The organism is Parviterribacter multiflagellatus, assembly GCF_056863265.1.
The window spans coordinates 272,315-287,867 of sequence record NZ_JBXPIZ010000005.1 but is presented as its reverse complement, the minus strand read 5'-3'; the positions used below and the strand labels follow the sequence as shown (position 1 = coordinate 287,867).

15 protein-coding genes are annotated in these 15,553 nt (G+C 74.4%); 10 read left to right on the top strand and 5 right to left on the bottom strand.

Translation table 11 applies throughout. From position 1 onward, the window contains the following. Positions 1-14 precede the first annotated feature (14 nt). The 5 genes from AC1UE5_RS12915 to AC1UE5_RS12895 are packed head-to-tail and all read left to right on the top strand — an operon-like array spanning position 15 to position 4,388. On the top strand, positions 15-2,069 hold the full coding sequence (locus AC1UE5_RS12915) for a DUF6421 family protein (protein WP_482923920.1): 2,055 nt from the start codon (positions 15-17) through the stop codon (positions 2,067-2,069). Continuing rightward, positions 2,066-2,722, top strand: coding sequence for an SDR family NAD(P)-dependent oxidoreductase (locus AC1UE5_RS12910; protein ID WP_482923918.1), 657 nt, complete (start codon positions 2,066-2,068; stop codon positions 2,720-2,722). Before AC1UE5_RS12915 ends, AC1UE5_RS12910 begins: the two co-directional genes overlap by 4 nt. After that, entirely contained in the window at positions 2,719-3,765 is a 1,047-nt protein-coding gene (locus AC1UE5_RS12905; RefSeq protein WP_482923916.1) for a threonine aldolase family protein, read from the top strand. The genes AC1UE5_RS12910 and AC1UE5_RS12905 overlap by 4 nt, the downstream gene beginning before the upstream one ends. An 8-nt stretch (positions 3,766-3,773) precedes the next feature. After that, positions 3,774-4,043, top strand: a complete 270-nt coding sequence (locus AC1UE5_RS12900; RefSeq protein WP_482923913.1) for a hypothetical protein — start codon at positions 3,774-3,776, stop codon at positions 4,041-4,043. Between the two features lie 54 nt (positions 4,044-4,097). After that, complete coding sequence (locus AC1UE5_RS12895) at positions 4,098-4,388, top strand: hypothetical protein (protein WP_482923911.1); 291 nt, start codon at positions 4,098-4,100, stop codon at positions 4,386-4,388. On the opposite strand, the gene AC1UE5_RS12890 is transcribed toward AC1UE5_RS12895, so the two are convergent. Continuing rightward, positions 4,385-6,112 carry a hypothetical protein gene (locus tag AC1UE5_RS12890; RefSeq protein WP_482923908.1) on the bottom strand — a complete coding sequence of 576 codons (1,728 nt, stop codon included), beginning with the start codon at positions 6,110-6,112 and terminating at the stop codon, positions 4,385-4,387. The two genes, AC1UE5_RS12895 and AC1UE5_RS12890, sit on opposite strands and share 4 nt — an antisense overlap. A gap of 90 nt (positions 6,113-6,202) precedes the next feature. On the opposite strand from AC1UE5_RS12890, the gene AC1UE5_RS12885 reads away from it, so the two are divergent. Then, a complete protein-coding gene (locus AC1UE5_RS12885) occupies positions 6,203-6,910 on the top strand; it encodes a class I SAM-dependent DNA methyltransferase (protein WP_482923906.1) in 708 nt (235 codons plus the stop codon). Between the two features lie 2 nt (positions 6,911-6,912). On the opposite strand, the gene AC1UE5_RS12880 is transcribed toward AC1UE5_RS12885, so the two are convergent. The 3 genes from AC1UE5_RS12880 to AC1UE5_RS12870 form a co-directional block, all read right to left on the bottom strand. Further along, a complete protein-coding gene (locus tag AC1UE5_RS12880; protein ID WP_482923904.1) occupies positions 6,913-8,574 on the bottom strand; it encodes a hypothetical protein in 1,662 nt (553 codons plus the stop codon). Between the two features lie 74 nt (positions 8,575-8,648). Next, positions 8,649-9,572 (bottom strand): methylenetetrahydrofolate reductase [NAD(P)H], encoded by a 924-nt coding sequence (gene metF, locus AC1UE5_RS12875; protein WP_482923902.1) that lies wholly within the window; start codon positions 9,570-9,572, stop codon positions 8,649-8,651. A gap of 45 nt (positions 9,573-9,617) precedes the next feature. Beyond that, positions 9,618-10,622, bottom strand: coding sequence for an MBL fold metallo-hydrolase (locus AC1UE5_RS12870; protein ID WP_482923899.1), 1,005 nt, complete (start codon positions 10,620-10,622; stop codon positions 9,618-9,620). A gap of 26 nt (positions 10,623-10,648) precedes the next feature. On the opposite strand from AC1UE5_RS12870, the gene AC1UE5_RS12865 reads away from it, so the two are divergent. The 4 genes from AC1UE5_RS12865 to AC1UE5_RS12850 are packed head-to-tail and all read left to right on the top strand — an operon-like array spanning position 10,649 to position 14,421. Further along, complete coding sequence (locus AC1UE5_RS12865; RefSeq protein ID WP_482923897.1) at positions 10,649-11,833, top strand: ester cyclase; 1,185 nt, start codon at positions 10,649-10,651, stop codon at positions 11,831-11,833. A 5-nt stretch (positions 11,834-11,838) separates the two neighbouring features. Next, positions 11,839-12,201 carry a hypothetical protein gene (locus AC1UE5_RS12860; RefSeq protein ID WP_482923894.1) on the top strand — a complete coding sequence of 121 codons (363 nt, stop codon included), beginning with the start codon at positions 11,839-11,841 and terminating at the stop codon, positions 12,199-12,201. Position 12,202: 1 nt separating this feature from the next. After that, the gene (locus tag AC1UE5_RS12855; RefSeq protein WP_482923892.1) at positions 12,203-13,342 is read left to right on the top strand and encodes a pyridoxal-phosphate-dependent aminotransferase family protein; all 1,140 of its coding nucleotides are present in this window, start codon (positions 12,203-12,205) and stop codon (positions 13,340-13,342) included. Next, on the top strand, positions 13,339-14,421 hold the full coding sequence (locus AC1UE5_RS12850; protein WP_482923890.1) for an aminopeptidase: 1,083 nt from the start codon (positions 13,339-13,341) through the stop codon (positions 14,419-14,421). Before AC1UE5_RS12855 ends, AC1UE5_RS12850 begins: the two co-directional genes overlap by 4 nt. On the opposite strand, the gene AC1UE5_RS12845 is transcribed toward AC1UE5_RS12850, so the two are convergent. Next, positions 14,418-15,512: a Fic family protein gene (locus tag AC1UE5_RS12845; RefSeq protein ID WP_482923888.1), complete on the bottom strand. Its 1,095-nt coding sequence runs from the start codon at positions 15,510-15,512 to the stop codon at positions 14,418-14,420. The genes AC1UE5_RS12850 and AC1UE5_RS12845 overlap by 4 nt on opposite strands. Positions 15,513-15,553: the final 41 nt, after the last annotated feature.

Genomic DNA, 15,553 nt, shown 5'->3' with positions numbered 1-15,553 from the left:
TGATCATTCCCGCCATGCGCAAGCTCGCCCGCATCCTCTTCGACGAGTCGCACTCCCAGGCGTGGACGATCCGCCCGGAGGTCGCGAAGACCATCCAGCCCGCCCACCCCGAGGACTCCTCCTACGCCCGCGCCGCGGACCTCCTGCGCGGCCGGGACTTCGCGGTCGAGCCGCACGCCGAGGGCCCGCTGACGGCCGCGACGCTCGACGGCGCCGACGTGCTCGTCCTCGCGCACCCGTCGGACGCCAAGTGGGAGCGCGTCGTGCCCGGCGGCTCGCCGGTGCTGGGGCCGGACGAGCTGGACGCGATCGAGGCGTGGGTTCGCGCCGGCGGCGGCCTGCTCGTGCTCGGCGAGGAGGAGCAGGACAAGTACGGCAACAACCTCAACGCGCTCCTCGGCCGCTTCGGGCTGCGCATCGACAACGCGGTCGTCAGCGACTACCACCAGAACCACCACGCGCCGCACTGGGTCCTCGCCGACCTCGTCCACGCGCCGGAGCACGGCGTCGACGTCCTCGCCGGCGTCGAGGAGGTCTGCTTCTACCGCTCGGGCACGGTCGCCGCCGACGCCCCCGCGCGCGTCCTCGCCACCGCCTCGCCGTCGTCCGACGCGCCCGGCGCCGCGCTGCTCGCGGTCGCCCAGGCCGGCGCGGGCCGCGTCGCGGTGCTCGCCGACTCCGACCTCTTCGGCGACGACTGCCTCGACGAGCTGGGCCACCGCCAGCTTTGGCAGAACCTCGCGTACTGGCTGGCCGAGCCGGCGTTCGCCGCCGCCGCGCCGTCGGTCGCCTCGCCCGCGCTCGACTCGCCGCACTGGGCGGCGCTGAAGGCCGCCACCGACGCGCTGCGGGTGGAGCAGGAGCCCGACGGGTCCGCCACCGACGCCGTCGCCCCCCACGTCGAGGCGATGGTCCCGGCGATCGAGGGCCTCGCGCCGCTGTTCCCGCACCAGGCCGACTACCTCGCCGCGGTCGTGGACGACCTGCGCGCGTGGCAGGCCGGCGGCTACGCCAAGCCCGACTTCACGCGTTCGCTGGAGCTGTTCCGGCCCGAGCTGGAGCGCCGCGACGGCGTCGAGCACCTCGTCGTCTTCCCGATGTACCTGCAGAACGCGTCGCGCGACACGCGCTTCGAGGCGCTGATCGTGCGCGTGCCGTGGCCGGAGTGGCTGGCCGAGCTGGAGCGGACGAAGTACGACAACGCGAAGTTCGTGCCGGTCACGTTCGTCGACAACACGGCGGGCTACGACAGCGAGTGCGCCGTGCTCTTCCCCGAGACGGTCAGCGTCGCCGGCCGGCCCGTGAACAACTTCGGCGGCATCTTCTGCGACCGCGAGTCCGCGCGGTTCCGCCGCGTCATCTCGTCGGCCGCCGACCTGCTCCACCTCAACCTCCCGCCGGACGCGGCCGCGCTGCTGGCCAGCGAGGAGCTGTCGCGCGACGCGTACCTGCTGTGGGACCTCGTGCACGACCGCGCGCACAGCCACGGCGACCTGCCGTTCGACCCGTTCATGATCCGCCAGCGCTCGCCGTACTGGATGTACGCGCTGGAGGAGCTGCGCTGCGACCTCACCGCGTTCGGCGAGGCGGTCGCGCTGGAGCAGGGCGGCTTCGCGTTCGCCCGCAACGTCCAGTACGCGATCCTGTTCGACCGGCTGTTCCGCTTCCCGATCACCGGCCCGCGCGTGCGCAACTACGACGGGCTCGGCGGCCAGCTGCTGTTCGCCTACCTCCACAAGCACGGCTTCGTCCACTGGACGGACAACCGCCTGACGGTCGAGTGGGACCGCATCGCCGACGGCGTCCAGGCCCTCCGGGCGATGGTCGAGGAGCTGTACCGTTCCGGCATCGATCGCTCGAAGGTCAACCACTGGATCGCCGCGCACGAGCTCGTCGCCACCTACGTGCCGCCGAGCCGCACCTCGGCGTGGGCCGGCCGGGCGTTCGACGGGCTGGAGGAGGCCGAGCCGAAGGCGTGGATCGACCGCGTCGAGGCCGACGAGTTCCCGCTGTCGATGTTCTACCTCCAGCTCCAGGGCAAGCTCGACGTCAGCGCGCAGCCGGCATGACGGTCGTCGTCACCGGCGCGGGCGGCGCGCTCGGCCCGCACGTGGCGCGCCGCCTCGCCGAGGACGGGCAGGAGCTCGTGCTGGTCGACCGCAAGCCCGAGCTGCTCGAGGGGCTGCCGGGTGAGCACGTCGCGGTCGACCTGCTCGACGACGACGCGGTCCGGTCCTGGGCCGCGTCGCTCGCGGACGTCACCGCGGTCGTGCACTGCGTCGGCGGGTGGAAGGGCGGCCGGCCGCTCTCCGAGGCACCGCTGGAGGACTGGGCGCTGCTGCACGACCTGCTCGTGCGGACCGTCCAGCACGTCACCCGCGCGTTCGCGCCGGCGCTGAAGGCGGCGGAGGAGCGCGGGCGGTTCGTGCTGGTGTCGTCGAAGGTCGCGCAGGCGCCGACGTCGACCAACGCCGCGTACGCCGCGGCGAAGGCGGCGGCCGAGGCGTGGACGCTCGCCTACGCCGACGAGCTGGCCGAGACGCGCGGGACTGCCAACATCCTCGTCGTGAACGCGATCGTCACTCCCGAGATGCGCGCGGCGAACCCGGACAAGGCGTACCGGACCTTCGCCGACGCGCGGCACATGGCCGACGCCATCGCCTGGACGCTGTCCGACGCCGCCGGCCAGATGAACGGCCAGCGGCTCCCGCTGCACGGATGAGCGCGCCGTCTGGCGCGCACCCGCGCGGGTTCGGCAGCGACAACCACGCGGGCGCGCTGCCCGAGGTGCTCGCGGCGCTGGCCGCGGCGAGCGACGGCACGCACGCCGGCTCGTACGGCCACGACGCGTGGACGGAGCGGATGGAGGCCGCGTTCGCGCGGGAGCTCGGGCCCGACGCGCGGGTGTTCCCCGTCTTCAACGGCACGGGCGCGAACACCGTGGTGATGCGCGCGCTGTGCCAGCCGTGGGAGGGCATCGTCTGCGCGGAGACCGCGCACGTCAACGTCGACGAGTGCGGCGCGATCGAGCGCGTCGCGGGGCGCAAGCTCCTCACGGTCCCGACGCCCGACGGCAAGCTGACGCCGGAGCTGGTCGAGACGCGGCTCGTGCGGTTCGGCGACGAGCACGCGACGCAGCCGAAGGTCGTGTCGATCACGCAGTCGACCGAGCTCGGCACGCTCTACACGCTCGACGAGATCCGCGCGCTGTCCGAGCAGGCCCATGCGCGCGGACTGCTCCTGCACGTCGACGGGGCGCGGTTCACCAACGCCGCCGCGGCGCTCGGCGTCTCGCTCGGCGAGCTCGCGGCCGGCGTCGACGCGCTGTCGTTCGGCGGCACGAAGGCCGGCCTCGTCTTCGGCGAGGCCGTCGTGTTCCTGCGGCCCGAGCTGGCCGAGGGCGCGCTCTTCCTCCGCAAGCAGACGCTGCAGCTCGCGTCGAAGCAGCGGTTCGTGGCGGCCCAGCTGCTCGCGCTGCTCGAGGACGAGCGCTGGCGCGCGGCGGCCGGCAACGCGAACGCGATGGCACGCCGGCTGGCCGAGCGCGTCGGGGCGATCGACGGCGTCGAGATCACCCAGGAGGTGCAGGCGAACGCGGTCTTCGCCATCCTCCCGCCTGGGGCCGCCGAGCGGCTCCAGCAGGACTGGCTCTTCTACACCTGGGACGAGGCGCGCGACGAGGTGCGGTGGATGTGCTCGTGGGATACGACCGAGGAGGACGTGGACGCCTTCGCGCGGGCGGTCGAGGAGGTCGTCGGGCGATAGCGCGTTGCGTGGTCCACCTTCCGTCGTACGTGCCGGACGACTACGAGGTCTTCCTCAACGGCGTCCCCCAGCGCCCCGGGCGCGACTACACCGTCGAGGGCCGCACGCTGGTGTTCGAGCGCCACCTGGAGAAGGAGGGACCGCTCGGCCTCTGGCGCTGGTTCCTCGGCGCCTGGGGCATCGGCACGTACCGCCAGGACGACTCCGTCGACATCCGCTACGACCTCGCCGGCCGCCCGCAGGTGGCGCAGGGCCTCCCGATCGAACCCCCGGCCTGACCGCACGCGCCCGGTGAGGTTTGAACGGAAGCGTTTGGGGGATCCACCACCCGCATGAGCTTCGACGCCACCTCCGAGGACCTCGCCCGTCGCGGGCGTGCCCACACCCGCCTACGTGAGCTGCTCGACGCCCGCGGCCCCGCCGCGCTCCACGACGACGAGCGCGAGCAGCTCGTCGACGCGGCGGACGCACTCCTCTTCGGCGAGCCGGACGCGATGGAGCGGCGCGACGCCGCGCTCGACCGGCTCGACCTGCTGGTCGAAGCCGGCCGGTGGCAGGCGACCGCCGCAAACGCGGTCGCGCAGGCGCTCCGGGCCTGCGGGCCCGTCGCCGTCCGGCGCTAGCGGCGCCGCGACTTCACGGTGAAGGCGGCCGTCGCCGCGCGACCGCCGGCGGGCGTCGCGACGACGCGGTAGCGGCCCGCCTTCACCGGCAGCGTCAGCTTCGGCGTGTTCGCGCCCGCGGCGCCGGCGTGCGTCACCGCGCGCCCGACCGCGACCCAGCGCGTGCACGCCGCCCTCCCGCGGTTCCGCCGGGTCGGCTTCACGCACGCCTTGCCGACCTTCCGTCCGGCCGCCGCGCGCTGCACCGCCAGCCGCACCGGCGCCGCCGCGGAGAGCGTGAAGGCCACCGTGCGGCGCCCGCCGCGGACCCGCACGGTGAGCCCACGGACGGTCGCGGGCGCGGCGGGTCGCGGCGTGCCGGCCGGCTGCGGGCTCGGGGCGACCGCGCGCGGGGTGGACCCCTCGCCGCCGCCGGGCTCGCCGCCGCCACCCGGCTGACCTCCGCCGCCGCCACCCGGCCGTCCCTCGGGCAGCGCGTGTGTCGCCAGCCGCATCCGGTTCTCCGCGGCGCCGCCGCTGTCCCACGCCACCGCCGCGCCGCCGTGGTCGTCCACGGCGAGCTTCACGTACGTCGTGTTCGGGTCCTCCACGCCGTCGGTCAGCGCGGTCTGCGGCCCGAACGCGCCACCCGCCGCCGCGCTCCGGACGGCCATCCCGTCCGACGTCGCGTGCACGAGCCACGCCGTTCCCTGCTCGTCGTACCGCAGCGCCACCAGCCAGTGCGGGACGCCCTCCGCGAGCTGCCCGGGCGTGCCGAACGCGCCGCCCGCCGCGAACCGCGTCTCCTCGATCGGCTGCAGCGCGCCGTCGCGGTAGGTCAGGCTCAGCACGCGCCCGCCGCCGGCCGGATCCACGGCGACGAGCGGCTTGTAGCCCCCGCCGCCGGCGTACGGCACCGACACCGGCGCCACCGTTCCGAAGCTCCCGCCCGCAGGCCGGTACGCCGCCTGCGCCGACGTCTCGCCGCGCCACGCGACCACCGCGTCGCCGCGTCGGTTCATCGCCAGCGCGACCTCGTCGCCCTCGCCGAGCGTCCGCACCGCGCTCCACGTGCCGTCGACCGACCGCGTCCGCGTCTCCACGTAGTGGTGCGTCCCGCCGTCGTACCGCGACCACGCCATGACGACCTCGCCGGCGTCGGAGATGGCGAACTGCGCGCCGTTCGCGCGGCCCTCCGGCCCGACCGTCTCGACCGGCCCCAGCACGCCGCCGGGCAGCTGCACCCGCGTCAGCACCGTCGTGCTGCCCGGGTCCTCGTAGGCGAAGATCCGCGCGCCCCCGCGGCTCACGGCGACCTGCGCGACGTCCGGAGCGACCTCGACGAGCGGGCCGAACGCCCCGCCGGACGGGCGCGTGGCGACGCGCGTGTACGCGTCCCCGGCGCCGTACTCGACCGCCAGGATCGCGCCGGCGTCGGCCACGAGCGTCCGGTCGTCCTCCCACGTGAACGGCTCGTCCGCCCGTCCGGGGACGCGCACGAGCCCGTGCGTCTCGTTCCACGCCCCCGGCGCGCCGCGCCGGGCGGGCAGGTGGTACTCGGTCCACGCGACGGCCAGCTCCCCGGACGCGTCGAGCGCGAGCTGCGGGTCGCCGACGTCGCCGCCGTCGCTCGCCGTGTAGAGCGTCTCCGTCGTCCACGCGGACGCGGGCGCGACGGGCAGGGCGATCAGCGCGCCGGACGCGGCGAGCGCGACGGCGAGGAGGGAGCTGCGGGTCCGGGGCATGGACACGATGCTGCGCGCCGGCCGCCCGGCGTACATCGGGGAACTCCCCGTGGACCCGGTTCGTCATACGTATTACCCTGCCCTATCGACATGGCACGGATCGACTTCGAGGCATTCGACCAGCGCGGCTACCGGACGGTGGACGCGCGCAGCGGCTACGGCGAGTGGGCGCCGCACTACGAGGACACCGTCGAGGACGAGATGGACGTCGCGCTCCTCGCCCAGCTCACCTCCGTCGACTGGGCCGCGGCCCGCGCCGTGGCCGACCTCGGCTCGGGCACCGGCCGCACCGGCCAGTGGCTCAGCGAGCACGGCGCCGGCGCGATCGACGGCGTCGATGTCACGCCCGAGATGCTCTCGAAGGCCGAGGCGCGCGGCGTCTTCCGCTCCCTCGCGGTCGGCGACGTGCGCGACTCCGGCCTCGCGTCAGGTGCCTACGACCTCGTCACGAGCTCCCTGGTCGACGAGCACCTCGCGGACCTCACGCCGTTCCACGCCGAGGCCGCGCGCCTGCTGAGGCCGGGCGGCGCGTTCGTCCACGTCGGCTTCCACCCGCACTTCATCATGGCCAGCGGCATGCCGACGCACTACGACGGCGCGGACGGCCCGGTGGCGATCGAGACGCACGTCCACCACCTCAGCGACCAGATCACGTCCGGCCTTGCCGCCGGCCTCAAGGTCGCCGAGATGCGCGAGCGCATCATCGACGACGTCTGGATCGAGCTGAAGCCGAAGTGGGAGCGCTACCGCGGCCAGCCGATCACGTTCGCGCTCGTCTGGCGCAAGCCGGCCGCGTAGCCCTACCGGCGCACCGTGAGCGACGCCCGCGCCGCCGCACCGCCCGAGGGCGTCGCCGCGAGCCGGTAGCGGCCGGGCGTGAGCCGCCCCACCGTCAGCGTCACGCGGTTGACCCCCGCCTTCCCGGACCGGACGCTCGCCCGCCCCACGGGCGCCCAGCGCGTGCAGGCGGCGCGCCGCCGGTTCGCGCGGGTCGGCCGCGCGCAGACCCCACCCGCCCGCCGTCCGCGCAGGCCACGGTGCAGGGCGAGCGTCACCTTCGCCGCGCCGTCGAGCGTGAACGACACGCGGAGCCGGGTCGCGCCCTGCCGGCGCAAGGTGAGCCCCCGCACGACCGGTCCCGGCAGCACGCGCGGGCCGGCCGGATCGCCGCGGCGCACCTCGGGCGGCGCCGTCCCGCCGCCCCCGCGCCCCTGGTCGCCACCCTCATCGGGCGGGTCGTCGCCGGGCGGCGGTGGAGGCGCCGGCGCATCGAACTCGGCCAGCCGCGCGTCGCCCGGCCGGGGCCAGGCCACCGCGGCGTTGCCGCGCCCGTCCACCGCGATCGCCGGGCGCGCTCCGAGGCTCGCCAGCAGGTGCTCGTCCGCCGCGCTCACCAGCGCGAGCGTGCCCAGCTCGCCGTCCGCCACCTGCAGGGCCTTCACCACCGCGTCGTTGAACGGGCCCTCGAGCCAGGCCAGCCAGCTCGTGCCCTGCGCGTCCGTGACGGCGTTCGCGAGCACCGGGAGGGCGCTGCCGGTGCTGACCACCACCGGCGCCCCGGGCACGCCGCCTGCCGCGACCGGCACGACCGCGAGCTCTTGACCCGACGCCGCCGGGCCGCCGCGCGCGATCACGCCGGTGCCGTCCGGGCCGAGCGTCGCCACGAGCTCGGGGTTGTCGTGCGGGGCGAGGCCGGCGACGGTCCGCGGCGCCCCGAAGGCTCCGCCGGCCGGGCGGTACGCGACGCGGACGGCGGTGGTCGTGGCCCACACCGCGAGCACGTCACCGCGGTCGTTCACGGCCGCGGCGGTGGAGCTGGGCTGGATCACGTCGGGCATCAGCTCGGCGGTGCTCCACCCGCCGGTCGCCGCACGGACCGCGAGGGAGAAGCTGGTGCCGATGCCGCTGGTGACGACGGCGGCGCCGCTGTCCGCGACGACGAGCCGTGGGGCGGCGGTGAACGACGACGGCGCCGGCTCCACGGCGACCTGCCCGCCGGCGGCCCGCACGGCCGACGTCCCCGAGGCCCAGAACGCCGCGACCGTCCCGCCCGGGCTCACGGCCAGCGCCCGTGCGCCGGCCGCCACGCTCGGCGCCGCTGCCGTGACGAGCGGGCCGAACGCGCCGGCCGGCGGCCGCGTTGCGACCTCGAGCCGATCGGGCGCGAGCACCGCGCCGGTCAACGTCCCGTCCGCGGACGCCGTGACACGCCACGGCCCGGTGGTCGGCGTGAACGAGAACGTGCCGCCGGGCGGCCGCACCGCGACACCGGCGACCTCGCTCGGCGCGGAGCCGCGGTCGACCGCCACCGCCAGGTGCCCGGTCGGCGCCAGGGCCACCGAGAGATCGGACCCGCCGCGCTCGGTCACCGTCACCGGCGGCAACCAGGCGGCGGAGGACGGCGCGGCGAGGAGCAGCAGGGCGAGGCAGGCGAGGGCGAGCGCGGACGGCGTGCGGGGCATGCGCCCGATCCTCGGTCACGCGCGCGCCGCCCACATCGGCGGAACCCCGGACGCGACGGCCGGGGCGCCCCGGCTCAGCCGAGCGCGAGCGAGGTCTCGGCGAGCCCGGAGGCCCGCTCATCCCACGGCCGCATCAGCTTCAGCGCGGCGAGGATCGCGCGCGTCGCCGGCGAGCGGTTGAGCGTGTAGAAGTGGATCCCCGGCGCGCCGCCGCGCAGCAGCTCCGCGCACTGCAGCGTCGCGAACGCCACGCCGAGCGCCTGCGCCGCCTCGAGGTCATCCGCCCGGCGCTCCAGCGCCGCCTGCAGGCCGGCCGGGATCTCCGAGCCGCACAGCGACGTGATGCGCGCGATCTGCTTCGGATCGTTGATCGGCATGACGCCCGGGATGATCGGCACGTCGATGCCGATCGCGCGCGCCTTCGCGACGAAGTCGAAGTACAGCTTGTTGTCGAAGAACAGCTGGGTGATGAGGAACTTCGCGCCCGCGTCGACCTTGGCCTTGAGGAACTGCAGGTCCTCCTCCGGCCCGACGGCGTGGATGTGCGTCTCCGGGAAGCACGCGCCGCCGATCGCGAAGTCGTACTCGTCGCGGATCAGCTCCACGAGCTCGCGCGAGTACTCCAGGCCGCCCTCCGTCTTGACCCACTCCTCCTGACCGGGAGGCGGGTCGCCGCGCAGCGCGAGCACGTTCGAGATGCCCGCGTCGCGCATCTGGTTCAGCACGTCGCGCAGCTCGTCCGCGGTCGCGCCGACGCAGGTGAAGTGCGCCATCGCCTCCAGGCCGAAGTCCTGGTGGATCCGCTGGACGATCTCGATCGTCTTGTCGCGCGTCGTCCCGAACGCCCCGTACGTCACGGAGACGAACGACGGGTCGAGCCGCTTGAGCTCCTCGAGCGCGGCGTACAGGTTCTGCTCGCCCTGCTCGGTCTTCGGCGGGAAGAACTCGAACGAGAAGACCGGTTCATCGCTGGCCGCCAGCAGCTCGTCGATGCGCATGCGAGGAGTCTACCCCAACCCTGACACGCGCGTGTCAAGGTTGTGTCAGTCTGCGACCGCGCGCCAGCGCTCGGGCTCCCCGCCGTCCCGCTCCGCCCGCCCCAGCACCGCCAGGTGGGTGAGGTAGGAGAGCGTCTCGTTGAGCCACCACGAAGCCGTCATCGGCGTGACCGCCGCGCCGTAGACGTGGGGGAGCGCGTCGAACGCGGTGATCGGGCCGCGCTCACGCAGCACCTCCTCCACCCGCGCCAGGCGCGCCTGCACCGTCGTGCGGTTGGCGTCCACGTGCGCGCGCACGTCGGTGAAGGTGCGGCCGTGACCGGACAGGCACAGCCGGGCGTCCAGCGCGTCGACGACGTCGAGCGAGCGCAGGAACTCACCCGCCGGGTCGGGCGTGTAGCCGTAGTCGTAGTAGAGCGAGACGCGCCCGAGCAGGTGGTCGCCGGAGATCAGCATCCGCTTCTCGGGCTGGAAGAGGCAGACGTGCGACGGCGCGTGGCCGGGCGTCTCGTGCACGGTCCACACGCCGAGGTCGGTGTCGACCTCGACGCCCGGGACGAGGTCGCGGTGCGGCCGCACGATCCCCGCGATGCCGGTGCCCGCGTCCTTGCGCGCCTCCATGAACTTGCGCAGCGGCGCCTCCGGCACGCCGCTCTGCAGCGCGGTCTGGATGCGCGCCTCCATCGCGGCCGCGGGGTCGCTCGCGTACTTGAGCATGTGCTCGTGCCGCGGGTGCATCCACAGCTCGCACCCGGCGCGCTCGACGATCGTCGCGGCCTGCCCGTAGTGGTCGGCGTGCGCGTGCGTGCACACGAGCAGCCGGACGTGCTCGATCTTCAGCCCGACCTGGTTCAGCGCCCGCTCCAGGTGCCCGACCGAGCCGGGCTCGTGCATGCCGGTGTCGACCAGCACGATCCCGTCGCCCGCGGCCAGCGCCCAGGCGTTGCAGTGCGGCACGCCGGGCCACGGCAGGGGAAGCCGCAGGCGCCAGACGCCCGGGACGACGCGCTCGCCGCGCCCGACCTCTCGACGACGCGTCGTCTCGCTCACGGCACGCAACAGTAGTGTCCGGCTGCATGGAGAGAAGCGTGGCGCGGGAGTACTTCGAGTCCATCCGCTGTGGCGACACGACGCCGCAGGAGCGCGCGTACGCGGAGGACGCGCGCATCAACGGGCAGGGGCTGCTGGAGAACGCGGGCAAGGCCGAGCTGCTCGCGTACTTCCGCGAGCTGTGGGACGCGTTCCCCGACTTCACGTTCGAGCTGCTCTCGCTCACCGAGGAGTCCGACCGCGCCGCCGCCCGCTGGCGGATGACCGCGACGTTCGCCGGCCCCGGCGAGTTCCAGGGCTTCAAGCCCAACGGCGCGCGCGTGAGCGTCGAGGGCGTGGACGTCGTGCAGATCGCCGACGGCAAGATCGTCCGCAACGATTTCTACGTCAACGGCGCCGAGATCGCGCGGCAGCTCGGGGCGCTCCCGCCCGCCGGCAGCGCCGCCGAGGCGCGGCTGGCGAAGGCGTTCAACGCGCGCACGAGGCTCACGCAGCACTTCGCGGGCAGCGGCGAGCCCGAGCCGGTCGCCGAGGGCGTCTGGCGCGTCCAGGGCGCCGATCCCGCCCGCTGCACCGTCTACCTCATCCGCGACGGCAACGGCGTCCTGATGTTCGACGCTGGCGCGCGCGTCATGACGCCCGCGGTCGCGGCGGCGACGGCGAAGCTCGGCGGGCTGACGCGGATCGTGCTCGGCCACGGCCACACCGACCACCGCGGCACCGCACCCGCGTTCGACGTCCCCGTCCTGTGCCACCCGGCCGACAAGGAGGACGCGGAAGGCAGCGGCGGCTGGCGGTACTGGGAGCCGGGGCTGAAGTTCCTGCCGTGGTGGGAGCGGCCGCTCCACAAGCTCTTCCACGCCAAGCTGTGGGACGGCGGTCCGGTGAAGATCTCCGGCACCGTCGAGGAGGGCAACGAGATCGCGGGCTTCCGCGTCGTCCACCTCCCCGGCCACGCACCGGGCCTGATCGCGCTCTGGCGGGAGAGCGACCGCCTCGCGCTGACGAGCGACGCGTTCTACACGCTGGACATGATGGGCAAGGACTGCGACCCGCAGCTGCCGATCGCCGGCTACAACCTCGACACCGAGCAGGCGCGTGCGTCGCTGCGCAAGCTCGCCGCGCTCGACCCGGCGTCCGCCTGGCCGGGCCACGCCGAGCCCGTCCGCGACGACGTGCGGGCCAAGCTGGACCGCGCTGCGGCAAGCTAGGGCCCATGGGCAAGCGCGGCCGCCAGCGGGAGAAGCTCACCGCTCCCACCACCGACTACCCGTCGCCCGACGGCGAGGCGACGCTGACCCTGCGCGGCTCGATGACGCCGGCGACGCGGCGCGAGTACGCGAACCTCATGACGTTCGGCACCGGGCCGGCGCAGACGTCAGAGGACCGCTGGCAGCGCGGCGTGGAGTTCCTGTTCGAGCGGCTCGTGGTCGGGTGGACGTTGTCCGGCGTCGCGACGACGAAGCAGAAGGAGCTGCTGCAGCGGTTCCGCTTCGCCTCGCCCGAGGAGCGCACGTGGATCCGCGGCGTCCTGCGCGAGCACCTGGCCGAGTGGTTCCCCGACGTGGAGGCCCCGTGACGTGACCGCCTCGTTCACCGTGCCGGAGCGGCTGCTCCTCGGCTCCGGCCCCTCGCCGGTGCCGCAGCCCGTGCTCGACGCGCTCGCGCTGCCGACGATCGGCCACCTCGACCCGGCCTTCGCGGCGGTGATGGAAGAGACCGCGGAGCTGCTGCGCCGGACGTTCCGTACGACGCATCGGGCGACGCTCCCCATCAGCGGCACCGGCAGCGCGGGGATGGACGCGATGGTCGCGAACTTCGTCGAGCCGGGCGACCGCGTGATCTGCGGCGTCAACGGGCTGTTCGGCGAGCGGATGTCCGACGAGCTGCGGCGCAACGGCGCCGAGGTCGTGGAGATCATCGCGCCGTGGGGCCGCGCGATCCCGGTCGAGGACCTGATCGCGGCGGCCCACGGCGGGTTCGACGCGCTCTTCGTGGTGCACGGCGAGACGTCGACCGGCGTGTGCCAGCCGCTCGACGGGCTGGGCGACTTCTGCCGCGAGCACGACGCGCTCTTCCTGCTCGACTGCGTCACGTCGCTGAGCGGGCAGCCGCTCGACCTCGACGCCGCCGCCGTGGACGCGGCGTTCAGCGGGACGCAGAAGTGCCTCAACTGCCCGCCGGGGCTGGCGCCGTTCACCGCTGGCGAGCGGGCGATCGCGAAGCTGCACGCCCGCGAGACGCCCGTCCGGTCCTGGTACTTCGACCTCAGCCTGGTGCTCGGATACTGGGACGGGGAAGGCGGCCGCGCCTACCACCACACCGCCCCGATCAACCTCGTCTACGCGCTGCGCGAGGCGCTGGCACTGGTGCACGAGGAGCCGCTGGAGGCGCGGTGGGAGCGTCACGCTCGCGCGCACGAGGGGCTGCGGCGCGCGCTGGCGACGTTCGGCTTCGAGCGGCTGGCGCCCGAGGGCGAGCAACTCGCGTCGCTGCTCGCCGTGACGCCGCCGCCGGGCGTCGACAGCGAGGCCGTGCGCCGGCGGCTGCTCACCGAGCACGGCATCGAGGTCAGCGGCGGCCTCGGCGCGTACGCCGGGAAGCTGTGGCGGATCGGCGTCATGGGCGTCGGCGCGGAGCGTGCGGCGCAGGAGCGCCTGGTCCGCGCGGTCGCCTCCGAGCTCGGCGCGTCCCCCGACGAGGCACTCTCAGAGCTGTGATCGATCCCGCGAAGTTCGCCCGCCTCCTCGCCGGCTACTGCCTCGACGTCCAGAAGGGCCAGCAGGTCGTCGTCCGCTCCACCACGCTCGCCGCGCCGCTGATGCTGGAGCTGCAGCGCGAGATCCTCGAGCGCGAGGGCTGGCCGCTCCTGCGCGTCGAGCTGCCGGGCCAGACGGCCGGCTACTACGAGCACGCGCGCGAGTCGCACCTCGACGGCTACGCGCCGCTCGCGTTCGACGAGGCGAAGAAGGCCGCCGCCTCGGTGGCGATCCAGGCGCCGGAGAACACGCGCGCGCTCGCGGGGATCGACCCCGAGAAGCTGCGCCGCGCGTCGCTCGGCCGCCTCCCGATCCGCCAGGAGGCGCTCAAGCGCCGCTGGTGCCTGACCGTCTGGCCGACCGAGGCGCTCGCGCAGGAGGCCGGGCTCTCGCTCGCCCAGTTCGAGGGGATGCTCGAGCGCGCGCTCTTCCTCGACAAGCCCGACCCGGTCGTCGCGTGGACCGGCCTGCGCAACTTCCAGGCCGACCTGATCGGGCGGCTGAGCGGCGCCAAGGAGATCCGCATCGAGTCCGACCGCACGGACCTGACGCTGAACGTCAAGGGGCGCGACTGGGCCAACAGCGACGGCAAGCGCAACATGCCGTCCGGGGAGGTCTTCACCGGCCCGCACGAGACGTCCGCCAACGGCACGATCTTCTTCGACATCCCGTCCTCGCCCGCCGGCGTCCACGTGTCCGGCGTCACCCTGACCTTCCGCGACGGCGTGGTCGTCGAGGCGAGCGCCGAGCAGGGCGACGACCACCTCCAGCGCGCGCTGGAGACGGACGCGGGCGCGCGCCGCCTCGGCGAGCTCGGCATCGGCACGAACTTCGGCATCCAGCGCCCGTCGGGGATGATCCTGCTCGACGAGAAGATCGGCGGCACGGTCCACCTCGCGCTCGGCCGCTCCTACCCCGAGACCGGCGGCAAGAACGAGTCGGCCCTCCACTGGGACCTCATCTGCGACCTGCGCAAGGGCGGCCGCCTCTCTGCGGACGGTGAGGTCCTGCAGGAGAACGGCCGCTTCGCGGGCACCTAGCCGCGGAGCGCCGTGCGGACCCCCGCGCGCAGCGCGTCGCTCGCGACGTAGCGCGTTGCGGGGCCCTGCCCGCGCTGATCGACCAGGCCCGCGTCGAGCAGACGTCGCACGTCCGCGCTCGCCGTCGCCGCCGACACCTCGGCCTCCGCGGCGTAGCCGGCACGGTCGAGCGCGCCGAACAGGCTCCGCTCGAGGGCGATGACCAGGCGCTCCGGCCAGCGAGGCCGCTCGACCACCGTCTCCAGGTAGGCCCAGCGCGTCGACGCCTCCTCGATCTGGCGAAGCCGCGACTCGGCCTGCTCGAGGTGCGCATCGATGCAGAACCGCACCCATGGCCCGGCGTCTCGGTCCGGCCGGTAGCGGCCGCCCTGCACGCGCTGCAGCGTGGCGTAGTAGTCGCCGGTGTGCCGTCGCAGGTGCTCCTCGATCGAGCCGAACTCGGGCGCCACGCGGCCCTCGCGCGCGAGCACCAGCGACTGGAGGATCCGCGACACGCGGCCGTTGCCGTCCTCGAAGGGGTGGATCGAGACGAGGTGCAGGTGCGCCATCGCCGCGCGAACGACGACGTGCGCGTCCAGGTCCTCGAGCTGGAGCCAGTCGACGAGCTCCTCCACCAGCGCGGGGACCACGTCGGCCGGCGGCCCGACGTACGCCGGCGGCCCGTCGCCGGCGCTCGTCACCTCGATGCCGCCCGTCCGGTACAGCCCCGGGCGCCTGTCGCGCTGGAACCAGCACGCGTCGAAGTGGAGGTCGAGGACGACGCGCTCGTCCCAGCGGAACCGCGGGTCGGCGGCGAGCACGCCCACGTGATCCATCGCGCGGCCGTAGCAGGCGAGCGCCATCCGGTCGCGGTCGGTCGGGTCCGGCTGACGCTCCCCTGTGACGAGCGCGACGGTCTCACCGGCGGGGACGGTGTAGCCCTCGATCGCGATCGAGCTCTCCGCGGACGACGCACGCACCTGACGCCGCAGCGTGCCGAGCCACGGCCCCGGCTGCCCCGTCGTGTCCCCGAGCCGCACCCGCAGCGCGTCCAGCTCGTCGAGCTTGCGCTGCAGGGCGGCGGGGACGTCGGGGGTGGAGAAAAGCGACAACGCGGATGACAGATTAGACGATAAATCGTCTAATCGTCAAC